General features: G+C 73.7%; 27 protein-coding genes. 17 read left to right on the top strand and 10 right to left on the bottom strand.

Features of this window, described 5'->3' with window-relative positions; all coding sequences use genetic code 11:
- Window positions 1-14 precede the first annotated feature (14 nt).
- Window positions 15-1,343 carry an alpha/beta fold hydrolase gene (locus NLX94_RS00770; RefSeq protein ID WP_254380555.1) on the top strand — a complete coding sequence of 443 codons (1,329 nt, stop codon included), beginning with the start codon at window positions 15-17 and terminating at the stop codon, window positions 1,341-1,343.
- Window positions 1,344-1,362: 19 nt separating this feature from the next.
- Here NLX94_RS00770 and NLX94_RS00765 read toward each other — a convergent pair whose 3' ends face one another.
- The gene (locus tag NLX94_RS00765; protein ID WP_254380554.1) at window positions 1,363-2,184 is read right to left on the bottom strand and encodes an MBL fold metallo-hydrolase; all 822 of its coding nucleotides are present in this window, start codon (window positions 2,182-2,184) and stop codon (window positions 1,363-1,365) included.
- Window positions 2,185-2,202: 18 nt separating this feature from the next.
- On the opposite strand from NLX94_RS00765, the gene NLX94_RS00760 reads away from it, so the two are divergent.
- Window positions 2,203-2,967 (top strand): PIG-L deacetylase family protein, encoded by a 765-nt coding sequence (locus tag NLX94_RS00760; RefSeq protein WP_254380553.1) that lies wholly within the window; start codon window positions 2,203-2,205, stop codon window positions 2,965-2,967.
- A 23-nt stretch (window positions 2,968-2,990) separates the two neighbouring features.
- Window positions 2,991-3,824, top strand: coding sequence for an enoyl-CoA hydratase/isomerase family protein (locus NLX94_RS00755; RefSeq protein ID WP_254380552.1), 834 nt, complete (start codon window positions 2,991-2,993; stop codon window positions 3,822-3,824).
- Here the strand turns inward: NLX94_RS00755 and NLX94_RS00750 are convergent.
- From NLX94_RS00750 to NLX94_RS00740, 3 genes are all read right to left on the bottom strand, one after another.
- Window positions 3,811-4,614: a hypothetical protein gene (locus NLX94_RS00750; protein ID WP_254380551.1), complete on the bottom strand. Its 804-nt coding sequence runs from the start codon at window positions 4,612-4,614 to the stop codon at window positions 3,811-3,813. The genes NLX94_RS00755 and NLX94_RS00750 overlap by 14 nt on opposite strands.
- A gap of 92 nt (window positions 4,615-4,706) precedes the next feature.
- Window positions 4,707-5,309, bottom strand: coding sequence for a TetR family transcriptional regulator (locus NLX94_RS00745; protein WP_254380550.1), 603 nt, complete (start codon window positions 5,307-5,309; stop codon window positions 4,707-4,709).
- Window positions 5,310-5,438: 129 nt separating this feature from the next.
- Window positions 5,439-6,338, bottom strand: a complete 900-nt coding sequence (locus tag NLX94_RS00740; protein WP_254380549.1) for an SDR family oxidoreductase — start codon at window positions 6,336-6,338, stop codon at window positions 5,439-5,441.
- 181 nt (window positions 6,339-6,519) lie between these two features.
- Between NLX94_RS00740 and NLX94_RS00735 the strand changes: the two genes are divergently transcribed.
- The 3 genes from NLX94_RS00735 to NLX94_RS00725 are packed head-to-tail and all read left to right on the top strand — an operon-like array spanning window position 6,520 to window position 9,850.
- Window positions 6,520-7,527, top strand: a complete 1,008-nt coding sequence (locus tag NLX94_RS00735; protein WP_254380548.1) for an NADPH:quinone oxidoreductase family protein — start codon at window positions 6,520-6,522, stop codon at window positions 7,525-7,527.
- Complete coding sequence (locus tag NLX94_RS00730) at window positions 7,524-8,729, top strand: acyl-CoA dehydrogenase family protein (RefSeq protein WP_254380547.1); 1,206 nt, start codon at window positions 7,524-7,526, stop codon at window positions 8,727-8,729. Before NLX94_RS00735 ends, NLX94_RS00730 begins: the two co-directional genes overlap by 4 nt.
- The gene (locus NLX94_RS00725) at window positions 8,726-9,850 is read left to right on the top strand and encodes an acyl-CoA dehydrogenase family protein (RefSeq protein WP_254380546.1); all 1,125 of its coding nucleotides are present in this window, start codon (window positions 8,726-8,728) and stop codon (window positions 9,848-9,850) included. The genes NLX94_RS00730 and NLX94_RS00725 overlap by 4 nt, the downstream gene beginning before the upstream one ends.
- A gap of 16 nt (window positions 9,851-9,866) precedes the next feature.
- Here NLX94_RS00725 and NLX94_RS00720 read toward each other — a convergent pair whose 3' ends face one another.
- Window positions 9,867-10,703, bottom strand: coding sequence for an alpha/beta fold hydrolase (locus NLX94_RS00720; protein ID WP_254380545.1), 837 nt, complete (start codon window positions 10,701-10,703; stop codon window positions 9,867-9,869).
- A gap of 87 nt (window positions 10,704-10,790) precedes the next feature.
- Here NLX94_RS00720 and NLX94_RS00715 point away from each other — a divergent pair, with 87 nt between their 5' ends.
- The 5 genes from NLX94_RS00715 to NLX94_RS00695 all read left to right on the top strand — a co-directional run bounded on the left by NLX94_RS00715 (window position 10,791) and on the right by NLX94_RS00695 (window position 14,060).
- Entirely contained in the window at window positions 10,791-11,402 is a 612-nt protein-coding gene (locus tag NLX94_RS00715) for a sigma-70 family RNA polymerase sigma factor (protein ID WP_254380544.1), read from the top strand.
- 110 nt (window positions 11,403-11,512) lie between these two features.
- Window positions 11,513-12,124: a trimeric intracellular cation channel family protein gene (locus NLX94_RS00710; RefSeq protein WP_254380543.1), complete on the top strand. Its 612-nt coding sequence runs from the start codon at window positions 11,513-11,515 to the stop codon at window positions 12,122-12,124.
- A 74-nt stretch (window positions 12,125-12,198) separates the two neighbouring features.
- Entirely contained in the window at window positions 12,199-12,729 is a 531-nt protein-coding gene (locus NLX94_RS00705) for a GNAT family N-acetyltransferase (RefSeq protein WP_254380542.1), read from the top strand.
- A 74-nt stretch (window positions 12,730-12,803) separates the two neighbouring features.
- Entirely contained in the window at window positions 12,804-13,190 is a 387-nt protein-coding gene (locus tag NLX94_RS00700) for a tyrosinase cofactor (protein ID WP_254380541.1), read from the top strand.
- Between the two features lie 6 nt (window positions 13,191-13,196).
- Entirely contained in the window at window positions 13,197-14,060 is an 864-nt protein-coding gene (locus NLX94_RS00695) for a tyrosinase family protein (RefSeq protein WP_254380540.1), read from the top strand.
- Between the two features lie 84 nt (window positions 14,061-14,144).
- Here NLX94_RS00695 and NLX94_RS00690 read toward each other — a convergent pair whose 3' ends face one another.
- Window positions 14,145-14,426: a chaplin gene (locus NLX94_RS00690; RefSeq protein ID WP_254380539.1), complete on the bottom strand. Its 282-nt coding sequence runs from the start codon at window positions 14,424-14,426 to the stop codon at window positions 14,145-14,147.
- Between the two features lie 123 nt (window positions 14,427-14,549).
- On the bottom strand, window positions 14,550-14,957 hold the full coding sequence (locus tag NLX94_RS00685) for a hypothetical protein (RefSeq protein ID WP_254380538.1): 408 nt from the start codon (window positions 14,955-14,957) through the stop codon (window positions 14,550-14,552).
- Between the two features lie 134 nt (window positions 14,958-15,091).
- On the opposite strand from NLX94_RS00685, the gene NLX94_RS00680 reads away from it, so the two are divergent.
- Window positions 15,092-16,603: a carboxylesterase/lipase family protein gene (locus tag NLX94_RS00680; RefSeq protein WP_254380537.1), complete on the top strand. Its 1,512-nt coding sequence runs from the start codon at window positions 15,092-15,094 to the stop codon at window positions 16,601-16,603.
- Here the strand turns inward: NLX94_RS00680 and NLX94_RS00675 are convergent.
- Window positions 16,581-17,702: an esterase family protein gene (locus NLX94_RS00675; protein ID WP_254380536.1), complete on the bottom strand. Its 1,122-nt coding sequence runs from the start codon at window positions 17,700-17,702 to the stop codon at window positions 16,581-16,583. The two genes, NLX94_RS00680 and NLX94_RS00675, sit on opposite strands and share 23 nt — an antisense overlap.
- A 213-nt stretch (window positions 17,703-17,915) precedes the next feature.
- Between NLX94_RS00675 and NLX94_RS00670 the strand changes: the two genes are divergently transcribed.
- On the top strand, window positions 17,916-18,944 hold the full coding sequence (locus NLX94_RS00670) for a hypothetical protein (protein WP_254380535.1): 1,029 nt from the start codon (window positions 17,916-17,918) through the stop codon (window positions 18,942-18,944).
- A gap of 53 nt (window positions 18,945-18,997) precedes the next feature.
- Here the strand turns inward: NLX94_RS00670 and NLX94_RS00665 are convergent, their stop codons facing one another.
- On the bottom strand, window positions 18,998-19,684 hold the full coding sequence (locus NLX94_RS00665; protein ID WP_254380534.1) for a GNAT family N-acetyltransferase: 687 nt from the start codon (window positions 19,682-19,684) through the stop codon (window positions 18,998-19,000).
- A gap of 140 nt (window positions 19,685-19,824) precedes the next feature.
- Here NLX94_RS00665 and NLX94_RS00660 point away from each other — a divergent pair, with 140 nt between their 5' ends.
- The gene (locus NLX94_RS00660; RefSeq protein WP_254380533.1) at window positions 19,825-20,631 is read left to right on the top strand and encodes an alpha/beta fold hydrolase; all 807 of its coding nucleotides are present in this window, start codon (window positions 19,825-19,827) and stop codon (window positions 20,629-20,631) included.
- A 157-nt stretch (window positions 20,632-20,788) separates the two neighbouring features.
- Here the strand turns inward: NLX94_RS00660 and NLX94_RS00655 are convergent, their stop codons facing one another.
- Window positions 20,789-21,574: a GntR family transcriptional regulator gene (locus NLX94_RS00655; RefSeq protein WP_254380532.1), complete on the bottom strand. Its 786-nt coding sequence runs from the start codon at window positions 21,572-21,574 to the stop codon at window positions 20,789-20,791.
- Window positions 21,575-21,749: 175 nt separating this feature from the next.
- Here NLX94_RS00655 and NLX94_RS00650 point away from each other — a divergent pair, with 175 nt between their 5' ends.
- The 3 genes from NLX94_RS00650 (at window position 21,750) to NLX94_RS00640 (ending at window position 24,977) form a co-directional block, all read left to right on the top strand.
- Window positions 21,750-23,000 (top strand): PTS transporter subunit EIIC, encoded by a 1,251-nt coding sequence (locus tag NLX94_RS00650; RefSeq protein WP_254380531.1) that lies wholly within the window; start codon window positions 21,750-21,752, stop codon window positions 22,998-23,000.
- A gap of 117 nt (window positions 23,001-23,117) precedes the next feature.
- Window positions 23,118-24,170, top strand: coding sequence for an SIS domain-containing protein (locus NLX94_RS00645; protein WP_254380530.1), 1,053 nt, complete (start codon window positions 23,118-23,120; stop codon window positions 24,168-24,170).
- Between the two features lie 126 nt (window positions 24,171-24,296).
- Entirely contained in the window at window positions 24,297-24,977 is a 681-nt protein-coding gene (locus NLX94_RS00640) for a (2Fe-2S)-binding protein (RefSeq protein ID WP_374683879.1), read from the top strand.
- Window positions 24,978-25,008: the final 31 nt, after the last annotated feature.

Raw genomic sequence — 25,008 nt, 5'->3', positions numbered from 1 at the left:
CCCAGGGACCTCCCGTGAACCCCGTGCCCCACGAGTCCGCCGCCGGCAGCTACCGCCAGCCCGGCGTCGTCCTCACCGACCACCACTTCACCGTCCCGCTCGACCACGCCCGCCCCGACGGCGAGCAGATCGAGCTGTACGCCCGCGAACTGGTCGCCACCGGCAAGGACCCGGAGTCCCTGCCCTGGCTGCTCTACCTGGAGGGCGGACCCGGCTTCGGCGCACGCCGGTTCACCGGCCGGCAGGCCTGGCTGGAGCGGGCCCTGACCGAGTTCCGGGTGCTCCTCCTGGACCAGCGCGGGACCGGCCGCTCCACCCCGGCCAACCGGCAGACCCTGCCGCTGCGCGGCGGTCCCGCGCAGCAGGCCGAGTACCTCGCCCACTTCCGCGCCGACTCCATCGTGCGAGACGCCGAGACCATCCGCCCACTCCTCACCGGCGGCGCGCCCTGGACCGTCCTCGGCCAGAGCTTCGGCGGCTTCTGCGTCACCCACTACCTGGGCGCCGCCCCCGAGGGGCTGACCGCCGCCCTCATCACCGGCGGACTGCCCTCCCTCGACGCCACCGCCACCGAGGTGTACGAGGCCGCGTACCCCCGCGTCGAGCGCAAGAACCGGGCGCACTACGACCGCTACCCCATGGACGTGGAGCGCGCCCGCCGCGTCGCCGCCCACCTCGTCGAGCGCCCGGCCGAACTGCCCGGCGGCTACCTGCTGACCGCCGAGGCCTTCCAGTCCCTCGGACTGCTCCTCGGCGGCTCCGACGGAAGCCACCAGCTGCACTACCTGCTGGAGGACGCCTTCGTCCCCACCCCGGCCGGGCCCGCCCTCTCCGATGCCTTCCTGGAGGGCGTCCACGCCCAGCTCTCCTTCGCCGGGCACCCCCTCTACGCCCTGCTCCACGAGGCGATCTACGCCCAGGACCCGGGCGCGCCCATCGGCTGGGCCGCCGAGCAGGTCCGCGCCGGCCACCCGCGGTTCGACGCCGCGAAGACCCTCGCGGGCGAGGAGCCGCTGTACTTCACCGGGGAGACCATCCACCCCTGGCACTTCGACTGCGACCCGGCGCTCGCCCCGCTGCGCGAGACCGCCCGGCTGCTGATGGCCCGGACCGGCTGGACCCCGCTGTACGACCGGGAGCGGCTCGCCGTCAACGAGGTGCCGGTGGCCGCGGCCGTCTACCACGACGACATGTACGTGGACACCGCGCACTCCCTGGCCACCGCGCGGGCGATCCGCGGCCTGAAGACCTGGGTGACGGACGAGTTCGAGCACGACGGGGTCCGCGCCGGCGGCCCGCGCGTCCTGGACCGGCTGCTGGCGCTCGTACGCGACGAGGTCTGACCCGAAGGACCGCCCGGTCTCAACGACCCGGATCGGGCGGCTCCACGAAGGCCCGGGTCAGGTGCGCGGTGGCCAGCAGGGCGCGGCGGCGCACCGCCAGTGCCAGCAGCTCCTCCCGCGAGGCACGGGCGGCGGACCGGTCGCGCTCGTGGGAGTACGGGACCGCCGGATCGGCCAGCTGCACCGCGTGGACCAGCACGTCACCGGTGACCAGCACGTCCCGGCCCCGCTTCCCGCCGCCGGGCCCGGCCGCCCCGGCCACCAGCACCGACTGGTGGCCGGGCGTGTGCCCGGGCGTCGGCAGCAGGGTGATGCCGGGAGCGAGCCGGTGCTCCCCGGCGACCTCCTGGAGCTGTCCGGTGGCCCGCAGCGGGGCCACCGTCCAGTCCCACACAGGATCCGCCCGGTCCAGGGCCGCCACTTCCGCGCTCTGTACGAGGTACCGCGCCTCGGGGAAGAAGGGCCGGCCGGCCGCGTCCCGGGTCCAGCCGGTGTGGTCCTCGTGAAGGTGGGTCAGGACCACCGCCTCCACGTCGGCCGGATCGATCCCGGCCTCCCCGAGCGCGGCGGGCAGCCGGCCCGGGACCGGGGCCCAGCCGGCCGCCGGGCCCCCGGCCGGGCCGACCCCCGCGTCGACCAGCACCCAGCGGCCGCCCGGCCGGGACACGGCGAAGCACCGGAAGTCCAGCCGCCAGGAGCCGTCCGGCCCGGCCGCCCCCGGATCCAGCCGGGCGGCCTCCGCCCAGGCGGCGGCGCCCGCCCCCGGGAAGGCCGTCTGCGCGGGCTCGAAGAACGACCCGGTGGCGTCGAGCAGGGCCACCACCTGCCCCCATGCGTCCATTCGCCTATTGTGCGACGTATGAACGAACGACTCGACGGGCCAGCCCCCTTGGAGCCCATGCCCACCGACTGGCAGCGCGCCCTGGCCGTGGTGGCACACCCGGATGACCTGGAGTACGGCTGCGCGGCGGCCATCGCGGACTGGACGGACGGCGGCCGCGAGGTCGTCTACCTGCTCGCCACGCGCGGCGAGGCCGGCATCGACACCATCGACCCCGCCGCGTGCGCCCCGCTGCGCGAGGCGGAGCAGCGCGCGAGCGCGGCCGTCGTCGGCGTGCCCACGGTGGAGTTCCTCGACCACCGCGACGGGGTCGTCGAGTACAGCCTGGACCTGCGCCGGGACATCGCGGCCGCCATCCGGCGCCACCGCCCCGAGCTGGTGATCACGATGAACCACCGCGACACGTGGGGCGGGGCCGAGGGCGGCGGCTTCTGGAACACCCCCGACCACAAGGCGGTCGGCCGGGCCACCCTGGACGCGGCGGCCGACGCCGGCAACCGCTGGATCTTCCCCGAACTCCTCACGGAACAGGGCCTGGAGCCGTGGAACGGGGTGCGCTGGGTGGCGGTGTCCGGCACCACGACGCCCACCCACGCGGCCGACGCCGGCCCGGGTCTGGAGCGTTCGGTGAAGTCCCTGATGGAACACAAGGCGTACATCGCCGCCCTGACGGACGAGGACCCGGAGACGTACGTACGGAACTTCCTGACGGGCAACGCCCAGCAGGCGGCCGCCCGCTTCGGGGGCCGTCCGGCGGTGGCGTTCGAGGTCTTCCCGCGTTAGGCGGGGCCACCTATGGTGTCCGCGTGATCGACACCATCAGCAGGGAGATCGCGGAGGGTGAGGAGCGGATCCGTCTGCACGTCGCGGACGGGATCGCCGAACTCACCCTCTGCCGGCCGGAGAAGCTCAACGGCTGGAGCTGGGAGTCCACGCGGCAGCTGGGACTGCTCGCGGACCGGATCCGCTTCGACCCGGCGGTACGGGTGGTCCTGCTGCGGGCCGAGGGGCGGGCGTTCTGCGCGGGCATCGACGTGACGGCCCCGGGCGGCGCGATCACCGGTGACTCGGCGGCGGAGCGCAACCGCAACTACTACGAGGGCATCCGCTGGGTCCACGAACGCTTCGCGGTCCTGTCCCGGCTGCCGCAGCCGGTCGTGGCGGCGGTGCAGGGCTACTGCCTGGGCTTCGGCTTCGAGCTGGCCCTGATGGCGGACATCCGGGTGGCGGCCGAGGACGCCGTCTTCGCCCTGCCCGAGGCCCAGTTGGGCGTCGCGGTGGACGCGGGCGGCGATCTGCGCATCGCCCGCGAGGCCGGCGCCGGCTGGGCCAAACTGCTCTCCCTGACCGGCCGCCGCATCGACGCCGGCACGGCGGAGCGGCTCAACCTCCTCCAACTGGTCGTACCGACCGCGGAGTTGGAGAAGACCGCCCGCGCCCTCGCGGCGGAGATCGCGGCCAACGCCCCGCTCGCCGTCCAGGGCATCAAGCGCGCGATCGACTCCTACGCGGACGCCGCCCTGCCCGCGGCCCTCGACCGGGTGGCGATGACGGCGGCCCTCACCCTCACCTCGGAGGACTCCCGCGAGGGCTACACCGCCAAGGCGCAGCGCCGTCCCCCGCACTTCACCGGAGGCTGAGCACCGGCCGGACGGAGAAGGCCTCCCAGGCGGACTCGCCCTCCGGTCCGTACAGGAACTCGGCCATCGGCGGGTTGCGGTTCGCCGTGGCCAGAGTCAGCCAGGCCCACAGGTCCCCGTACCCGCCGCACACGGACTCGCCGCCGTCTCCGCCGTGGACGCCGCCGCGATCTCCGCTCAGCTCCGCGGAGTAGGAGTCGTAGGCGATGCGCAGGCCGAAGGCGTTGGGCTCGCACCGCGGGGCGAACGTGCCACTGCCGTAGGAGGGTTCGCCGATCGGGCAGGTGTCGCCCCACCGGAAGAGGGTGCGGGCCCCGGCCCCGCAGGCGTGCTCCCACTCGTCGGAGCCCGGCATCCGCAGTCCGCTCCCGGCCAGCACCGCGGGCATGTCGGCGGGGGGCTCCTCGAGCGGCTCGTCCTCCACGGCCATGAACACGGTCGGGAGGGTGACGGTCCGGGGAGGGCTCAGCAACTCGGCGAGGTGGGACTTCAGGTCGGGGCCGTAGCCGTACTCCTCGGCCAGGCTCCGCTCGAAGTCGGCGGTCTGCTCCGGCGTCGGTTCCCAGGCGTCCAGATCGAACCCGAGCCGGATGCTTCCCCCGGGTATCAGGGCGAACTCCCGTCCGTCCCGCTCGACGAACACGCGGTGGAGAGGGCCGCCGAGGTGCGGGACGGCATCGATCAGGCTCACCCGGGCGCCCGCCAGGCCGGCGGCTTCCCGGGCGAACCGGTGGACGTCCGGCAGCGTGAACGCGCGCCACCGGTCAAGGGTCAGATCAGCGTGGGACATGCGCTCCATGGTGCCCCGGACCACTGACAACCGGGCCCCCGCCCTGGCGCCGCCGGCCCCCGGGCCCCTCCGGCCCAGGGTGCGCCGCACCGTTACTCCTCCAGGCGCAGCAGGGCCAGCGCGCGCGCCGAGACCGCGGGCAGGGGTTCGTGCCCGCCCTCGGCGGCCCAGTGTTCCAGGGCGACGGTGACCGCGTCGATGAGGACGGCCGCCAGGACCCGGGTCTCCAGGGCCGATTCGGGACGCCCCGTGCGGACCGAGAGCACCGGCACCAGACGGTCCTGCATCGCCCGCGCGGCCGAGAGCCAGCGCATGCGGATCTCCGGGACGCCACCCATCACCTGGATCAGCCGGGCCGTCTGCCCCGGCCCCTCGTACCGGGTGCCCGCCGTGGCGGTGACGAAGGCGGCCTGGACCGCTTCCGTGAGGGGTTCCGACGCGGGGCGCAGGGCGAGTTCCTCGACCAGGGTGGAGACGCCGGCGGTCAGGACCGGGGTCAGCGCGTCCTCCTTCGTCGGGCAGTACCGGTAGAAGGTGCGCAGCGAGATGCCGGCCGCCCGCGCGATGTCGTCGACCGTCGTGGCCTCGAACCCCCGCTCGGAGAACAGGTCGGCAGCCGCCTCCGCGATCTCGTACCAGGTGGCCTCCCTGCGTCGTGCCGTCAACGAAGGGCGGCCCGTGCTTGCCGTGCTCACCGCAAGACCTCCAAGGGGGTGGACGGGGGCTGTGGACTGGGCCAATGTGCCACACGACCGCACGCTGGCGTGTCGTGACGAAATGACGTAACGGGCCGGGCCCGGAAGCCGGCATCTCCCGGCGCCGGGTCAGGGGCTGAACGGCCCCCGGCCCAACTGGTCGCGCACCGTTACCACTTCGGGGTTGACCAGCGAGCGGCGCTGCCAGTTCGCCCCGTCCACCACCAGGGTGTGGCCGGTGATGAACCGGGCGTAGGGCGAGGCCAGGAAGGTGGCGGCCCAGCCGAGTTCGCGCGGAGCGCCGACCCGCAGGGCGGGCTGCCGGGTCGCCTTGTCGTCCGGGGCGGCCCGCTCCAGGCCGCCCCGGATGTCCTCGGTCATGTCCGCGTGCGGGAAGAGTCCCGGGACCAGGCCGTTGATCTGGATGCCGTACGGGCCCCACTCGACGGCGAGGGTCTCGACGAGGTTCTTCACCCCCGCCTTGGCGGCGGCGCTGTGCGCGTAGCCCGGTCCGCCGGTCCAGGCGTACGAGGCGCCGATGTTCACGATGGACCCGGCGCTGCCCGCGGCGAGGTGGCGGCGGCCGAACTCCCGGGTCACGAACCAGGTGCCGGTCAGGGTGATGTCGACCACCGCCCGCCAGGCATTGGGGGACAAGTCCTCGGCCGGACAAGGGAAGTTGGCGGCCGCGTTGTTGACGAGCACGTCCGGGACCCCGCCCAGGGCCGCCCCGGCGGCGTCGAAGACCTCGGCGACCCGCTCGGGGTCGCGGATGTCGCAGACGGCGGCCGTCACCCGGCCCGCGCCGGGGACGGCCGCCAGCTCCTCCTGGGCCGACTTCAGCTGCTCGATCCGGCGGCCCGCGATCACCAGATCCGCTCCGAGCCGGGCGAACTCGGTGGCGATGGCCTTGCCCAGCCCGGTCCCGCCGCCGGTCACGAGCACCGCCCGGCCGGTGAACGTGCCGGGCGGCAGGGCGGCGGAACCGAGCGGCGGGGGCGCGGGCAGACCGCGCGGCGGGTTTTCCATGCGGCCATCGATAGCGTGCGGACGCTCAGAGCGCCATGGCCGGAACACGGTCGTCGCGAAACGGCGCCACGAATCGGGGCACGGGGCGCGTTTGCTGGGTCCCCACCGGTTCACAGCAGCGCAAGCGACCGCTTAGTATGCCCCGCGAGGCGTGGTTCCCGTCGGCGGCTGGAGGCCCCGGATGCAGGCATGGCGAGTACATACCCCCGGCGAGCCCCGCGAGGCCATGCGCCTCGAAGAGGTTCCCGAACCGGTCCCCGGCGAGGGCGAGGTGAGGCTCAGGGTGCTCGCCGCCAACGTCAACTTCCCCGACGCGCTGCTCGTGCGCGGCCAGTACCAGATCCGCCCGCCGCTCCCCTTCACCCCCGGCGTCGAGATCTGCGGCGAGACCGACGACGGCCGCCGCGTCATCGCCAACCCGAGCCTGCCGCACGGCGGTTTCGCCGAGTACGTCACCGCCCCCGCGCGCGCCCTGCTCCCCGCCCCCGACACCCTCGACGACGCCGAGGCGGCCGCCCTGCACATCGGCTACCAGACCGGCTGGTTCGGCCTGCACCGCCGGGCCGGGATCCGGGCCGGGGAGACCCTCCTCGTGCACGCCGCCGCCGGCGGGGTCGGCAGCGCCGCCGTCCAGCTCGGCAAGGCCGCCGGGGCCACCGTCATCGGGGTCGTCGGCGGCAAGGCCAAGGCGCGTGTCGCCGAGGAGCTCGGCTGCGATCTCGTCATCGACCGCACCAGCGAGGAACTGGTTGCCCGCGTCAAGGAGTTCACCGGCGGACGCGGGGCCGACGTGGTCTACGACCCGGTCGGCGGCGAGGCCTACACCGCCTCCGCCAAGTGCGTGGCCTTCGAGGGCCGGATCGTCGTGGTCGGCTTCGCGAGCGGCACCATCCCCGCCCCCGCGCTGAACCACGCCCTCGTCAAGAACTACGCCGTCCTCGGCCTGCACTGGGGCCTCTACGCGGCCAAGGACCCGGCCGCGATCGCCGCCTGCCACGCCGAGCTCACCCGGCTCGCCGCCGACGGCTCCATCAAACCGCTGGTCAGCGAGCGGGTACCGCTCGCCGGAGCCGCGGACGCCGTGCAGCGCCTGGCCGACGGGACCACCACCGGCCGGCTGGTCGTCGTACCGGCACTGGAGGCCCTGGACACCGCACGGCCCGGCACTCCCGAGGGGGGCTCCCGATGACAGCCGCCACCACCCCCGACGCCGGCGGCCTGCGTGCCCGTACGAGGGAACTGCTCGCCGCGCACCCGCCCGCCACCACCGCCCCGGACGAGTTCCTGCGGGCCCGCTTCGACGCCGGACTGGCCTGGGTCCACTACCCCGAAGGGCTCGGCGGCCTTGGCGCGCCCCGCTCCCTGCAGGCCGTGGTGGACGCCGAACTGGAGGCGGCGGGAGCCCCCGACAACGACCCCCGCCGGATCGGCATCGGCCTCGGGATGGCCGCGCCCACGATCCTCGCGTACGGCACCGAGGAGCAGAAGCGGCGCTTCCTGCGCCCGCTGTGGCTCGGCGAGGAAGTCTGGTGCCAGCTCTTCAGCGAGCCGGGCGCCGGCTCCGACCTGGCCGCCCTCGGAACCCGCGCGGTCCACGAGCCCGCGGACGGCGGGGACTGGGTGGTGGACGGCCAGAAGGTGTGGACCTCCAGCGCCCACACCGCCCGCTGGGCCATCCTGATCGCCCGCACCGACCCGGCGCTGCCCAAGCACCAGGGCATCACCTACTTCCTGTGCAATATGACCGCCCCCGGCGTCGAGGTGCGCCCGCTGCGCCAGATCACCGGCGAGGCGGAGTTCAACGAGGTCTTCCTGACCGGTGTCCGGATCCCCGACTCCCACCGCCTCGGCGAGGTGGGCCAGGGCTGGGCCGTGGCCCGCACCACCCTGATGAACGAACGCGTCTCCATCGGCGGCATGCGGATCCCGCGCGAGGGCGGAATGATCGCCAAGGTCGCCGCCGCCTGGCGCGAGCGCCCGGAGCTGCGCACGCACGACCTCCACCAGCGGCTGCTGGAACTGTGGGTCGAGGCCGAGGTGGCCCGGCTGACCGGGGAACGGCTGCGCCAGCAGCTCGCCCAGGGCCAGCCCGGCCCCGAGGGCTCGGGGATGAAGCTGACCTTCGCCCGCCTCAACCAGGAGATCAGCGGACTGGAGGTGGAACTCCTCGGCGATGAAGGCCTGCTGTACGAGGACTGGACCCTGCGCCGCCCCGAGATCGTCGACTTCACCGGCCGCGACGCCGGCTACCGCTACCTGCGCGCCAAGGGCAACAGCATCGAGGGCGGCACCAGCGAAATCCTCCTCAACATCGTCGCCGAACGCGTCCTCGGCCTGCCCGCCGAGCCGCGCGACGACAAGGACCTCGCCTGGAAGGACCTGGCCCGATGAGCTCTCCCGCCGCAGCGCCGCTGGACCTGCTGTACTCCGAGACCGAGGAGGAACTCCGCACGGCGGTACGGTCCCTGCTCGCAGCCCGCTGCGATTCAGCGGCCGTCCTCGCCCGGATCGAGGGGGACCGCCCCCACGACCCCGAACTGTGGCGGGTGCTCGCCGCCGGCATCGGCGCGGCGGGACTCCTCGTACCGGAGAAGCTGGGCGGGCAGGGGGCGGGCCACCGGGAGGCGGCCGTGGTCCTGGAGGAGCTCGGCCGGGCCGCGGCGCCGGTCCCGTACCTGACGAGCGCGGTCCTGGCCACGGAGATCCTGCTCGGCTGCGAAAGCGCGGAGTCCGCCGACCTCCTGCGGGAACTCGCGGCGGGCCGCCGCGTCTGCGTGCCCGCCCTGCCCCTGACGCTGGCCCCGGGGGCGCCCTTCCCGGCGCCGTTCCGGGACTCCGGCGCGGGCTCGCTCGGCGGGAGCGCCGGCCCGGTCGCCGACGCCGTCGGCGCGGACGTGCTGCTGGTGCTCGCCGACACCGGGCTGTACGCCGTCCCGGCCGGGGCGCCGGGGGTCTCGCGGACCCCGCTCGTGGCGCTGGACCTGACCCGCCCGCTGGCCCGGGTCACCCTCGACGGAGCCGCCGGAACCCTGCTCGCCGACCCGGCCACCGCCCGCGCGGCCATCGCCGGCGCCCTGCTCTCGGGGGCGGGGCTGCTCGCTTCGGAACAGCTCGGGATCGCCGAGTGGTGCCTGACGGAGACGGTGGCGCACCTGCGCACCCGCCACCAGTTCAACCGCCCCCTCGGCTCCTTCCAGGCCCTCAAGCACCGCCTCGCGCGGCTGTGGCTCGACGTGGCCTCCGCCCGCGCGGCTGCCCGCGCCGCGGCCGACGCCCTCGCGACCGGAGCCGCCGACGCGCCGCTCACGGTGGCGGTGGCCCAGGCCTACTGCTCGGGCGTGGCGGTCCGGGCCGCCGAGGAGTGCGTACAGCTCCACGGAGGCATCGGCATGACCTGGGAACACCCGGCCCACCTGTACCTCAAGCGGGCCAAGGCGGACTCCCTGGCGCTGGGCACGGCCGGCCACCACCGGGGCCTGGTCGCGGACTTCGCTGAACTCCCGGCGCCGTAGGAGGTGGCGTCGGAGGTCATTGCCCCAGGAACGCCGAGACGGTTTCCGTGAACCGCCCGGCATCGTCGATCCAGGGGTAATGGCCCGCTCCGGGCTGCACCGCGAGGGTGGCGTCGGGGAACAGCCCCGCGAGCTCGGCCGTCGAGCGAGGGGGGCTGTTCAGGTCGAACTCCCCGGTGAGCAGCAGGACGGGTGCCCCGAAGGAGGCGAGCGCCGCCCGGGTGGCCTCCGGGGTGAAGGCGCCGTCGGCGCCGAAGCGGGCCACGGCCTCCGGGTTGGCGGGCCGGCCGGCGGCGTGGTGCTCGCGGGCCGCGTCGTCCCAGCGGCCGCAGAAGAAGGGGGCGATGGCGTCCCAGTCGCCGCCGGTGCCCGCGCAGACGGCCTCCAGGGCGGCGAACGCCGCCGGGAACCACGGCTCCCGCGCGCGGAGCCGGGCCAGTTCGAGCCGCGTGTCCCCGCTGACGTCGATCCCGACGGCCCGGGTGCCGGGGCCGATCAGGGCGAGCCTGCCGAGGGCGCGGGGGTACCGGGCCGCGTACCCCATCGCGATGTTCGCCCCGGCGGAGTGGCCGAGCAGGTCCGTCCGGGCGAGCCCGAGGTGTTCGCGCAGCGCCTCCACGTCGTCGACGAGCCGGTCGCAGCGGTAGGAGGCGGTGTCCTCGGGAACCGCGGACCGGCCGGTGCCGCGCAGGTCGGGGAGGATCAGCCGGCGGTGCCGGGACAGGCCGCCGAGGTCGCCGAGGTAGCGGGAGTCCGCAGGGCCTCCGGGGATGCAGATGACGGGGTCGCCGGCTCCGTCGCCGATCGTGCGGTAGGCGAGCCGGGTTCCATCGGGTGCGCAGAAGGTGGGCATGGGTGCAGCCTGCCATTCATAACCTGGTTGTACAACCCGGTTATGAATGACTGTCGCCGCGCCACGACCTCGGTGTATAACCGAGCTATGACAGGTGGAGCAGGCGGAGAGGGCGGACTCGGGATCCCCGAGTCGCTGACCGAGGAGCAGGCCGGGCGGATGCTCGCGGAGATGAACGAGGTCATCCGCGCCGGCGAGGAGATGCGGAAGCTGCGCACCGAGATGATCAAGGTGTTCGCGGGCCTCGGCTGGACGCAGGACAAGATCGCCCGGCTCACCGACATGAGCCAGCCCGCCGTGTCCAAGCAGGTGGCGAAGTACAAGGCGGAGGAGCCTCCGGCGCCGATCGGACTCTCCCTCGACCAGAGCGACGCGCCCTGGCTCGAAGGACGGCTGTGGGGCCTGGCCGAGGAGATCGCCCGGGCGCACCCGGACACCGCGCGCTGTGCCCGGCACGTCGATGCCATCGCCCGGGGGAAGAAGCGGTTCACGCCCCGGGACGTGGACGAACTGCGGCGCCTCGTCGAGGAGGACCTGCGGCTGCACCGCGAGGAACTGCCCCCCGCCTACCAGGAGGCGTACGACACGATCAGCCGCGGCCTCGACCTCCCTTCGGGATCCACCACGGACACCCCGCCCTCCGTACGCCGCACCCTCGCCCACCGCATCCAGCGCGACCACCTGGGCGCCGGGTCCTGAAGGGCGGGCGGGAGGCGGCGCCGCCGTTCCGGCCGAACGGCCGATGCGGGGGACCGGGCGGATCCGGCAGCCTCTACGGGACCCCCGCTCCGTCCCTCGAAGGAGGCGCCATGCTGCACGCCCTCTACCTCCTCGGCATCGCCGCCTTCGCCGCCTCCGGCGTCCTCGCCGCGCACCGCGCCAACATGGACCCCTTCGGCGGACTCGTCCTCGCCTTCGCGGCCAGCATCTCCGGCGGCACCCTGCGCGACCTCATCCTCGGCCGGCACCCGCTCTACTGGACCCGGGACTGGCTGCTGCTCGTCCTCATCGGGTCCGTCGCCGTCGCGACCATGCTGTACCTGCGCCGCCGCGAGCTGCCGCACCGCGCGCTCATGGTCGTGGACGCCGTCGGCCTCGCGGTCGTCACCGTGATCGGCGCCCGCGCCGCCATCGACGCGCACGTCACCCCGGTCGCCGTGCTCATCCTGGCCGTCCTGACGGGCGTCACCGGCGAGGTCGTCCGCGACGTGCTCTGCGGGGAGTTCCCGCCGCTGCTCCTGCGCGAAGAGGTGTACGCGACGGCCGCGCTCGCCGGGGCCCTCTGCTACCTGGGCCTGCACGGGGCCGGGGTCCCGGACACCGCCAACATCGTCGTGTCGGCGGCCCTCGTCTTCGCCCTGCGCATGACCGCGGTCTTCCGCGATCTGCACCTGCCCCGCCTCCAGCGCACCACGGCCTGACCCCCACCGTCGGCGGAGCGATCCGCACCTGCCCCGCCTCCAGCGCACCCGTGCATGATCCCTATCCTCGGCGCATGACCCCCTTCCTCACCCGGATCGACGACTCCGCCGCCCTGACCGCACACCGCGACGAGCTCGCCGCCCTGCTCCTCGCCGTCGTGCGCGGCGGCTCCTCCATCGGCTTCCTCGCCGGCCTCGACGAGCGGGAGGCCGCGGCCTGGTGGGACTCCCTGCTGCCCGCCGTCGAGGAGGGCACCCTCGCCCTGTGGGTGTCCCGGGGGCCGGACGGCCGGGTCGACGGCACCGTCAGCTGGAGCCGGGAGACGAAGCCCAACGGCCGCCACCGCGCCGAGGTGCGCAAGCTCATGGTCCACCCCGGGGCCCGCGGCCGCGGGACCGGCCGCGCGCTCCTCGCCGAGGCCGAGGCCGCCGCGGCCCGCGCCGGGGTGGTGCTGCTGTTCCTGGACACCGAGAGCGGCAGTCCGGCCGAGCGGCTGTACCGCGCCGCCGGATGGACCGAGGCCGGATCCATCCCCGACTACGCCACCGACCCGGTCGGCCGTCTCGTGGCGACCACCCTCTACTACAAACACACCGTCCAGTAGGGGGCTCCCCGGTGACCTCGCCCGCCGCGCCGCGTTAGACCCGTAGCCACCGGCCACCGAGCGAGGGAGACCGTATGTACGCAGCACCCGCCGCACCACTCACCCGCCGCGCGGTCCTCCGTACGGCCTTCACCGCGGCCGTGTTCGCCGGCACGGCCGCGGCGCTGGCCCCCCTCCTGCGCGCCCGCCGTCCCCGGCAGACGCTCACGCCGGCCCCGCTGACCCCGGCGGGCGAGGAGACGTACCGGGGCCGGCACATCGCCGTCGACGCGGCGGGGAGCAGCGTCCGCATCGACGGCCGTGCCCTGCACGTGATGCGCCGCTCCGACGGCACGTACCTGAGCGGGATCAACCACTTCCAGTCCTACGCGACCCCGCTGGAGCTCGCCCGCGCGGCCGTCGACGAACTGGGCACCACCCAGCTGGCGTTCGGCGCAGCGCACCACGGGCGACAGGAGTAGCAGGGCGTGTACACCCGGCAGAACCAGAAGAACCTGACCAGTGCGCAGAAGAAGCGCTTCACGGCGGCCGTGATCGAGCTCAAGCGCAACGGGACCTACGACGCGTTCGTCCGCACCCACGACAAGTACTTCGTCCCCGACCGGGACCGCAAACTGCGCGTCGGGCATATGTCGCCCTCCTTCTTCCCCTGGCACCGGCGCTACCTGCTGGAGTTCGAGCGCCAGCTGCAGACGGTGGACCCCGGCGTCACCATCCCGTACTGGGACTGGACCACCGACACCAGTCCGGTCTCCTCCCTGTGGGCGGAGGACTTCCTCGGCGGGACCGGCCGCGAGAGCGACCGCCAGGTGATGACCGGCCCGTTCGCCTACGAGAAGGGCAACTGGACGATCACGGTCGGCATCACGGAGGCCCGCTTCCTCACCCGGAACCTCGGCCGGCCGCGGAACCCGATCAGCCTGCCGACCCCGGCCGAACTCCAGTGGGCGCTCGACGACCCGCTGTACGACAGCTCGCCCTGGGACTCGACGGCCGGGCGCGGCGGCTTCCGCAACAAGCTGGAGGGCTGGGCCGCCCCGAAGAGCGAGCGGTGGCGCAACCACAACAAGGTGCACCAGTGGATCGGCGGCCACATGACCGGCGGCACGGCCCCCAACGATCCGGCCTTCTGGCTGCACCACGCCTTCGTGGACCTGCTCTGGGACCGCTGGCAGCAGCGCCACCCGGCCTCCGGCTACCTGCCCGCCGTCCCGCCCGCCCTCGGCGACCTCCAGCGCGGCCGGGTGATCGCCCTCGACGAGCCGATGCCGCCGTGGGACGTCACCCCGCGCGAGATGCTCGGCCACCAGGGCCTCTACCGCTACGAATGAGCCCCGGCGGCCTCCGTGCGAGGAGGCCGGCGCACGAGGAAGGGCCCCCGCCGTCCGGCGGGGGCCCTTCGGGTCACCAGGCGATCAGCCGCCGTAGTTGCCCTCGGTGTGGTGGTCGCCGCCGCCGGAGGCGTTGACGCAGGTGTTGCCGAACGCCGGGTTCAGCAGGCCGATCACGTTGACGGTGTTGCCGCAGACGTTGACCGGGACGTGCACCGGAACCTGGAGCAGGTTGCCCGAGAGGACACCGGGGGAGCCGACCGCCGCACCGTGCGCTCCGGCATCGGCAGCCGCCAGACCCGCGCCGGCGGCCAGGGCGCTACCGGCGGCAGCGGTGATGACGAATGCCTTCGCGATACGCGACATCAAGATCTCCTAGAGAGGAATGGGGGTGCCGCAGGAAAACAAAGCTGCGGCGTTTGACATGGCATACAACGCGGCGAGCGCCCAAGGGTCACGGTCGCTGGGCCGCCGGTGATCTCGAACCGCCTACGGGGCGGGGCGGAAGCGGGCGGAGGAGAAGTACGGGCGCACGGGCGTGACCGCGCCCGGCGCCAGCACCGCCACGGGGGCGCCCACGCAGCCCGGCTCCCGGTACAGGGCCACCGAGCTCCCGGTCTTGTTCGTCACCGCCCGCCCACCGCCGCCCAGGGCCTCCACGCAGCCCTTGGGGGAGTCGATGCCGTGCGGGCGGTCGTCCGTGCCGAGGTACTGGAAGGCGGGCCCGACGGCCGTCGGGGTCCCGAGGGCGGCGGTCGGGCCGTCGGCCGCGTACGCGCTGCCTCCGGCCGCCGCCCCGGCCGCGGCGGTCACGGCCAGCAGCAGGACGGGGACCGATCCGGCCCGGACGAGGCTCCGCAGGCCGTGGAGGGTGTGGGGGAGGGAGTGGGATCGCATGCCCGGCCCAACCCGGTGCGCCCCGGGCGGGGTCACGCCCTGTCACCCCGCGCATGCCTGTGCGACGGCGCAGCCTTAGCCTTGCGGGACACCGGAACCAGGGGTCCCGGGAGCCCCGACACCAGGAGGACGTGATGGCCGCAGCGGCGAGCGGGACCCCGGACCGGGGCCAGGACCGGACCCAGGGCCGTCCCCGGGTCCGGACCGCCTTCGGCGAGGTCGAGGGCAGGACCGGGCCGGGAGGCATCGCCGTCTTCCGGGGCATCCCCTACGCCGCCCCGCCCGTCGGAGCCCGCCGGTTCGCAGCGCCCGCGCCGCCCGAGGCCTGGGACGGGGTGCGGGACGCGGGTGCGTACGGCCCCACCGCGCCCAAGGTGCCCTACCCCCCGGCGTTCGCCGCGCTCCTGCCGGACCCCGAGGTCCCCGGGGACGACTGCCTCAACCTCAACGTGTGGACCCCGGACCCGGCCCCCGGGGCCCGGCTGCCGGTCATGGTCTGGATCCACGGCGGCGCCCTCACCCGCGGCTCCTCGGCCGTGCCCGTCTACGAGGGCTCCGCCTTCGCCCGCGACGGGGTGGTGCTCGTCTCCGTCAACTACCGCCTGGGCGTCCTCGGATACGGCCTCTTCCCCGACGCCCCCGCCAACCGCGGGCTGCTCGACCAGATCGCCGCCCTGACCTGGGTGCGGGACAACATCGCGGCCTTCGGCGGCGACCCCGGCCGGGTCACCGTCTTCGGCGAGTCCGCCGGAGCCATCAGCATCGGCGCCCTGCTCGCCGCACCCGCCGCCGCGGGCCTGTTCCGGCAGGCCGTCCTGCAGAGCGGGGCCCCCGAGGTGCTGCCCCGGGACCGGGTGCGCACCATGGTCCGACGGATGGCCGCGCTGCTGAAGGTCCCCGCCACCGCCGGAGCCTTCGCCGGGACTGCCCTGCCCGATCTGCTCGCCGCCCAGGCGGCCGTACTGCGCCGCTCCTCACCCCTGCTCGGCGGCCCCGCCTTCGGACTGGTCGCCGACCCCGGGACGCTGCCGCCCGATCCGCTCGCAGCGGCGGCCGCGCGGGGCGACGTACCGCTGCTGCTGGGCTGGACCGCCGAGGAGTACCGGCTCTGGCTGGCCCCGACCGGCGCGATGCGGACGCTGGACCGGCTGGGGGCGCTGACCGTGGCCCTGGGCCGGGCGCGCTCCGGCAAGGACCGGGCCGCCGTACGGGCGCTGCGCGCCGAGCGGCCCGGCGCGGGACCGGCCGACCTCCTCGGCCACCTGCTCACCGACCGGCTGCTGCGCGATCCGCTGCGGGCCCTGGCGGGCGCGGCCGGGCGGAGCGCCCCGGGCTTCGTGTACGAGTTCGCCTGGCCGTCCGGGATTCCGGGCCTCGGGTCCTGCCACGCCCTGGAGCTGGGCTTCGTCTTCGACACCCTGGACGTGCCCGAGGCCTCCTGGCTCGCCGGGCCGGACACCCCGCGGGAGCTGGCCGCGGAGATGCACGCGGCCTGGGTGCGCTTCGCCGTCGAAGGGGATCCCGGCTGGAGTCCCTGGAACGGCGACGGCCCGCCGAAGGTGTTCGGCGGGCCGGAGCGACGGGAGCCTGCGGACGCGCAGCCGGTGCCGGTCGGCGGGGCTGCTACTCGACGGGTCCTTCCATGACCTTGCTGATGAACTGGATCGGCCCCTCGCCCATGTTGGGCACGTAGGTCTTGGCGTTGTGCTTGCCGCCCGGGATGATTTTCAGCTCGGTGTGGACGGGCCCCTTGCCGTAGGTGGCGACGAACTTCTGCACGTTCGGCAGGGTGTTCTTGTTGCTCTCGTCGGTGCCGACCTGGAAGGCCAGGTAGACGTCCGGGCTGCCCTTCTTGTCGATCAGCGCCTTGGCGAGCAGCTCGGGGTTGTTCTCCGCCTTCTCCTTGTCGTGGCCCTTCCACAGGGGGGAGTCGGGGACGATGTCGGGGCCGGAGCAGATCGCGGCCTTGAACTTCTCCGGGTACTTCAGCACGGCCTTCAGGCTGGCGAAGCCGCCGGTGGAGGAGCCCATGTAGGCCCAGCCGTCGCGGGACTTGATCGTGCGGAAGTTCTCCCGCATCAGGTCCGGGACGTCGTCGGTGAGCCAGGTGTCCATCTTGGGCTGGCCGGGGATGTCGGAGGCGTCCCAGTAGATGCCCTTGTCGTCCGGGCCCGGATTCAGCACCGGCATGGCCAGCAGGAAGGGCTTGCTCTTCCCCTCGCTGTACCACTTGCTGATGCTGGTCTGGAGGCCCATGTCGGTGCCCATCCAGTAGTTGTTCGGGTATCCGGCGCCGCCGGGCAGCGCGATCATGACCGGGAAGCCGCTCTTGGCGAACTTGGGGTCGTTGTACTCCTTGGGCGCCCACACCCAGACCTTGCCCTTGAACCCGGACTTCTTGCCGGTGATCGTGGTGACGGCGACGTGCGTGCCGTCGGACAGGGTCATCGCGTTCTTGAAGTCGGCCGCCGGACCGGTGGGCATCGCCATCTTCGAGTGCGCCGGCTGCGTGGCGGCCGTACCGCCCGTGTCGCCCCCGGTGGATCCGGACGGCAGCTTGCCGAAGGAGACCGAGTCGCCCTTGTCGGTGAAGGGCGGTATCTCGTAGTGGCTCATCACGAGCGAGGCGACGGCCGAGAGCGCGAGCACGGAGGCACCCGCGATCACCCACCGCCGGACCCGGGACGGCCGGCGGCGCGGCTCCTCGGTGCGGTACGGCTGCTGCCCGTCGGGTGCGTACGACATGTGCGGTGGCTCTCCGGCTGGTGCTGCCCCGTGGGGGCGGGGTCGGACTGCTTTCGATCGAAAGATGAGCGTACGTGCTCACGGGTTCCCGACTTTTACGTCTTTTGGTGTTCAGAAGGGGAGCACGTTGCCCGGCACGGCCCTGGCCTGTGCACAGGCCGCTCGGTACGGTACCTCCGCGCAGCCCCGCCCCCTCCGAAAGGGCTCCCACCCATGCCCCTGCAGCGCCGGATCCTGATCCTCGTCTCCGCGGTCGTCCTGCTCGCCGTCGTCGGCGCGCTCGCCGTCGTACGGGCCTCCGCGCGCGCCGGGGAGAAGGAGCGGGTACAGGCCGGCGGGCCGGGGGTCACCCGGGGCGAGGTGTCCCTCGACCCGGACGCCGGCGGCCGGCGGATCGTCTTCCGGAGCATGGCCTGGGGGCCGCACCGCGACGAGCTCGCCACCGCCGCGGCGGGCGCGCCCGAAGGACCCCGTACCGCCTCCGGGGTCAGCTGCCTGCGCTTCCACGCGGCCGCCGGCACCGGGATCTGCCTCCAGGCCGACAAGGGCGGGGTGCAGGAGAGCTACAAGGCCGTCGTGCTCGACGCCCGGCTGAAGGAGGTCGCCGCCCGCCCGCTGGCCGGCATCCCGACCCGGGCCCGGGTCTCGCCCGGCGGCCACCTGGTCGCCTGGACGGTCTTCGTGGGCGGGGATTCCTACGCCGGTACGAACTTCTCGACGCGGACCTCCCTGCTCGACCTGCGCAGCGGGACGTACGACGCCTCGCTGGAGGACTTCACCATCCACAAGGACGGCAGGACCTACCGCAACGCGGACGTGAACTTCTGGGGGGTCACCTTCGCCGCCGACGAGCGGACCTTCTACGCGACGCTCGCCACCGGCGGCCGCACCCACCTGGTCCGCGGCGACCTCGCGGCGCGCACGGTGACCACCCTGCGCGAGAACCTGGAATGCCCGTCCCTGTCACCCGACGGGACCCGGCTGGTGTTCAAGAAGCGGGTGCCGGGCCTGTCGCCGGACGCGCCGTGGCGGCTGTACGTCCTGGACCTCGCCACGATGGCCGAGGCCCCGCTCGCCGAGGAGCGCAGCGTCGACGACCAGGTGGTGTGGGCCGACGACCGGACCGTCGTCTACTCGCTGCCCGGGGACTTCGGCGCCGACCTGTACTCCCTGCCCGCCGACGGCGGCGGGGCCCCGGCCCGGCTGATGACCGCGGCCCTCGCCCCGGCCTTCCTCGGCTGAGACCGGGAAGGCGGGGGCGGGGGCGGGACGTGCGGTTCCGCGGAGAAGGACCGTTACGCCGGGATGAGCGTCTTGCGGCGCCGCTTGCGCTGCGCCGCGGCCGACAGCCGCAGCTCGATGACGGACCGCACGGCCGGCCACTCCTCGTCGAGGATCGAGTAGAAGGCCGTACTGCGCACGGCGCCGTCCAGGCCCCGCGAATGGGCCCGGCGGACCCCTTCACTGGTGAACCCGAGCCGTTCCATCGCGGCGCGCGAGCGTCCGTTGCGGGCGTCCGCACGGAGCGAGATCCGCCGGACGCCCCAGGTCTCGAAGGCATGGCGGAGCATGAGGAGCTTCGCCTCGGTGTTGATGCCGGTGCCCTGGGCCGCGGGGGACAGCCAGGTATTGCCGATCTCGGCGGCATCGGGGATCGCCGTCGCCGGATCGCCGAACGGGACCCCCGGCACGGCGGGCCACACCAGCGGCCCCTGCCAGTAATCGAGTTCCAGGAACCGGGTCGAACCGACCACCCGACCGTCGGTGGCTCTGACCACCGCGAACGGGAGCGATCGACCCGCCGCCTGATCGGCGAGGGCACGGTCGATGTACTCGTGTGACGCCTGCAACCCGTGGGGTACGGGGGTGAAGGCGTAAGTCGTACGATCCTCGGCCCCGGCCAGGGCCAAGGCCTCGGTGTGGTGGGGGGCGAGGGGCTCAAGCCGCACGGAGCGGCCGGCGAGGAGTACGGGTACGGGCACGGAGCCTTCGGTCCTTCTGGGCGGTGGGGTGGTTGCACAGTCTGCGTCCCTGACGTCGCCCCCAGTGCAAAACACGGGTGAAAGGCAACGGGCTGTCAGGTGAACGCGAGTGGCTCAATGTAGCCCCTTAGAGTCCTTCCATGAACCCCCAAATTGGCAATGGCGTGACACTCTTTTTCGAGGACTTGGGTCCCCGCGGCGGAGCTCCCGTAATCCTGATCCACGGACATCCGTTCAGCCACTCGATGTGGGCCCCCCAGACGGCCGCACTGACCACGGCGGGTTACCGGGTGATCACCCCTGACCTGCGGGGATACGGGAAAAGTCCGGTGCTGCCCGGGAAGACTCTGCTCGCGGACTTCGCGGATGATCTGGCCGCCCTGCTCGACCGTCTGGGCGTCGAACAGGCGGTCGTCGGCGGTGTGTCCATGGGCGGCCAGATCGCCATGGAGATGCGGCTGCGCCACCCGGGCCGGGTGCGGGCCCTCGTCCTCTCCGACACTTCCGCCCCGCCGGAAACGGAAGAGGGCAAAACCTTCCGCCGGAACCTCGCCGAGCGGCTCCTCGCGGAGGGAATGAAGCCCTATACCGACGAGGTGATCGACAAGATGCTCGCGCCCTACAACGTGACGGGCATGCCCGAGGCGGCGGCGAAGGTCACCGGGATGATGTACGCGACCGAACCCGAGGGCGCGGCCGCCGCCCTGCGCGGGCGGGCCGAGCGGCCCGACTACGCCCCGGTGCTCGCGGCGCTGCCGGCCGGGGTGCCCTGCCTGATCGTGGTCGGCCGGGACGACGTCTACACCCCGGTCGCCGAGGCCGAGTCCCTGCACGCGCTGGTCCCGCACTCGGTGCTCGCCGTGGTGGAGCGGGCCGGGCACCTGCCGGGCGTGGAGCAGCCGGAGGCCTTCAACCGGGCGCTGCTGGAGTTCCTCGCGGGGATCTGACCGCAGCCCGCGGCCGCCGCACGGCCGCCGCACGGACCCGCCGGGCCCCGGACGGGCGGACGACCGCCCGGGCCGGGGCTTTCGGCTGCCCGGAGGGTGACGAACGGGACTCCCGGACGGGTGACGAACGGGGCTACCGGGCCCCGGACGGGCGGTGTCAGTCTGTCTGCAGGGTGGTGCGCAGCCGGTAGCGGTCCCCGCTGTACTCCACGGTGGACAGCAGCAGCGGCCGCTGGTCCCTGGTGTACACCGTCTGGTCGAGTACGAGCACGGGCGCGCCCTCGGCGATGCCCAGGTGCCCGGCGAGCTCCCCGTCGGCGTTGCGCGCCTCGATGGTCGCCTCGGCGCGGTCCGGTTCGACGCCCCAGCGGCGCAGTTCCTCGAAGAGGGAGGTCTCGCGGAAGTCGGTGCGGGCGAGGTCGGGCGCGAGTTCGGCGACGACCAGGGTCCGGTCGACGGCGATCCGGACGTCGTTGAGCAGCCGGACCCGCTCCAGGCGCAGGAGCGGGGTGCCGGCGGGCACGTCGAGGCGGTCGGCGTCGTCCAGGGACGCGGTGACGGTGTCGTGGCGCAGGACCACCGAGCTGGCGCGCATGTGCTTGCGCCGCGCGGTGGCGGTGAAGGATTCCAGGTCCTTGGGCCACTCGCGGGCGGGCGCGGGGGCCACGGGTGCCGCGACGAACCACCCGCGTCCGTGGGACGCGGTGACCAGGCCCTGTTCGACGAGGTGCGCGAGCGCGCGGCGCAGGGTGACGCGCGAGACGTCCAGCCGGGTGCACAGCTCGCGCTCGGGCGGCAGCTTGCTGCCCGCGGACAGGCCGCGGCGGGCGATCTCCTCGCGGATCCGGTCCGCCGCCTGGGCCCACAGGGGGTCCGCGGCGCGGGCGGTCGAGGAGGTGGCGTCAGCGAGGGCGGCGTCGGCGATGGCAGCGTCGTCGGTCATGGGGGCGACCATACCACTTGCTACCACTTGATCGGGCTTCCGGCCGTGCGTTCACGGGACCTAAGGCCTCATGTTGATGTTTTCTTAAAGACCACGGCAGACCACCGTTGACCAATCCAAAACCACTGGCTACCTTCGAGTCGTCCCCACCCCCCGCTCGACGAGGAGCACCACGATGAGTACGGCCACCGCCGCGGTCACACCGGCCGCCGGAAAGAAGCCGGGCCGGATCATGCCGGTCATGCAGCGCATCGGCCGCAGCCTGATGCTGCCCGTGGCCACCCTTCCGGCCGCCGCGCTGCTGACCCGCCTCGGCGGCCACGACCTGCTGGGCCGCGAGAACTTCCCGGTGATCATCCAGAAGTTCGCGATGGTGCTGGCGGCCGCCGGTGACACGATCTTCGCCAACCTCCCGCTGCTCTTCGCGGTCGGCGTGGCCATCGGCTTCGCGAAGAAGGCCGACGGCTCCACCGCCCTCTCCGCGGTGGTCGGCTACCTGGTCTTCAAGGCCGTGCTCGCCAGCCCCGCCTTCCCCAAGGGCGTGGACGGAGAGCCGCTCGACGCCAAGGTCCTCGGCGGCATCGTGATGGGCCTGGCCGCGGCCCTCCTCTACCAGCGCTTCAGCCGCACGAAGCTGCCGGAGTGGCTCGGCTTCTTCGGCGGACGCCGGCTCGTGCCCATCCTGAGCGCCTTCGCGGGCGTCGGCATCGGAGTGGTATTCGGAGTGGTCTGGCCCACCGTCGGCGGGTGGTTCTTCCACTTCGGCGAGTGGCTCGTGGGCACCGGCGCCTGGGGGGCGGGCCTCTTCGGCCTCGTCGTCCGCGCCCTCATCCCGATCGGCATGCACCACTTCTTCTCGGTCTTCCCGTGGTTCGAGGCCGGCAGCTTCGTCAACCCGACCACCGGCGTCGAGGTGCACGGGGACATCGCCCGGTTCCTCGCCGGCGACCCGACCGCGGGCCAGTTCATGACCGGCGGCTTCCCGATCTACATGTTCGCGCTCCCGGCCGCCGCCATGGCCATGGCGCACACCGCCCGCCCCGAGAACCGCACCATGGTCAAGGGCATGATGATCTCCGTCGCCCTGACCTCCTTCGTCACCGGCGTGACCGAGCCCATCGAGTTCGCCTTCATGTTCGTGGCCCCGCTGCTCTACGCGGTCCACGCCTTCCTCTTCGGCGTCTCGATGGCCGTCTGCTACGCCCTCGGCATCCGCGACGGCTTCGGCTTCTCCTCCGGCGCCATCGACTACATCGTGAACTACGGCATCGCCACCAAGCCCTGGATGCTCATACCCATCGGCCTGGCCTTCGCCGCCATCTACTACGTGCTCTTCCGCTGGGCGATCGTCAAGTTCGACCTCCCCACCCCGGGCCGCGAACGCGACGAGGAAGGCAACCCGCTCACCAAGGCCGACGCCTCCTGAGCCCGGGCCGACGGCTCTCCCGACCGGCCCCGCCCGACCGCCCCGCCCCGCAAGACCGCCCGCCCCCGTCCGCACTGGCGGGGGCGGGCCCCCAGACTTCGCAAAGGACCTCCCACCATGTCCGGATCCCGCATCACCTTCCTCGAAGGCCAGGCCGGCCAGGGCGCGGCCCTCGCCCGGATCGCCGAGCGCGTCCGCACCCAGCTCGCCTCCCCGGAGCTCGCCGGGCTGTGCGCCGCCGAGCGCCCCCTGTTCACCGGCATCGGAGCCTCGTACGCCGCCCTCGCCGTCCCCGTGCAGCAGCTCCGCGAGGCCGGGATCGTCACCCAGCGCGTGCTGTCCAGCGAGATCGAGACCGGCACCGCCGGCTTCGACACCGACTGCCTGATCGCCGTCTCCCAGGGCGGCCGCAGCTCCGAGACCATCGCCGCCTTCGAGTGCGCCGCCCCCGGCATCACGAAGACCGCGCTGCTCAACGTGGTCCCCTCGCCGCTCGGCGACCTTGCCGACCTCACGGTGGACCTCGGCAACGAGCCCGACTCGTACGCCTCGACCATCGGCTACACCGGCACCGTCGTGGCCCTCGACCTGATCGCCGGGGCCGTCGCGGGCCGGGACGGCGATCCGTGGGGCGACATCGCCGAGCAGACCACTGCGGTCCACCAGCAGGCCACCGAGGTCGTGGCCGGCCTGCGGGAGCGAGGTGCCCGCTGCATCGCCTCCGACGGCGTGGCGGCAGGGGCCTCCCGGGCCTCCGCCGAGGAGGGCTCGCTGCTGCTGCGCGAGGTGGTGCGGATGACCGCGGCCCACTCGGCGACCCGCAATTACCTGCACGGCGAGATGGAGTCGGCGGGCAACACCCTCCACCTCGTCTACGGCGACGGCCGCGAGATCGAGCTGGCCCGTTCGCTGGCGGGCGCCGGCCACCTCACGCTGCTGATGACCACCGCCGAGGTGGAGCCGGCGGACAGCCTGTCCGTCGTCCGCCTGCCCGAGGTCCCGGACGCGGTCCGGGTGGTCCTGGAGACGGTGGTCCTGCAGGAACTGGTCGCCCAGCTGAGCGCCGAGCGGGACGTCCCGATCGAGTCCTTCGTCTTCGCCAACGACGACACCAAGCAGGGCGGCCTCGACATGTCCGACTTCGAGGTCGCGGCCTTCACCCAGGGCTGAGCCCGGGTAGCCGGGCCACCGCACCCCGGGCGCCGGCACCCCGGCCACCGGCACCCCGGCCACCCTGAGATCATCACCGGAAGGGCCCCTCGCACGAGGGGCCCTTCACGGGGAACGGAGCCAGGGGTGGACGGCGTACTGCGGCAGTTGGGCTCCGTCGGCCCCTTCTTCACGGTGGCGTACGGGAAGGAGCCGCCCGGGCCCGGCTTCCGGCCGCTGGAGGAGCTGTACGGGGAGCAGCTCGCGGGCTACGTGGGAGAGGTCGGCCGGCGCATCGGGAGCGGACCCGGCCGGGTGGCGGCTTCGACCGCGCAGTTCGGGATCGTCTCGCGGCTCTGGTCGCTCGGGCTCGGCTGCGCCGTGCTCTCCGGGCGGGTGCCGGACCTCGGTCCCGGCCGCCTGTGGTGGCGGCTGCCCGGCGCGGGCTCGCTGGAGCTGTGGCTGCCCGAGCCCGCCGAGCACCCCGGGGAAACCCCGGCGGAGGCCCTCGCTGACACGGTGCTCGGCCACCTCGCGGTGCTCGACACGGCCCTGCGCGAGCGGTTCGGAGTCTCGCCCCGGGTGCTGCGCGGAAATGCCGCCTCCGGGCTGGTCGGCGCCGTCCGGGTGCTCACGGACCGGGTGCCGGGGGAAGCGGCGGCGGAGCTCGCCGCCGGACTGCTCGCCGACGGCGGCCCGCTCGGCGGGACCGGCACCTTCGTCCACGAGCCGGGTCTCGGGGTGGCCTTCGTCCGCCGGAGCTGCTGTCTCTACTACAAGGTGCCGGGCGGCGGGCTCTGCGGGGACTGCGTGCTGCGCACCCGGTAGCGAAGCGGCAGAACGAACGGGAAGGGCCACC

Source organism: Streptomyces sp. TBY4 (genome assembly GCF_024213195.1).
Lineage (GTDB): Bacteria > Actinomycetota > Actinomycetes > Streptomycetales > Streptomycetaceae > Streptomyces.
This window is presented reverse-complemented; position numbering and strand designations above follow the sequence as displayed.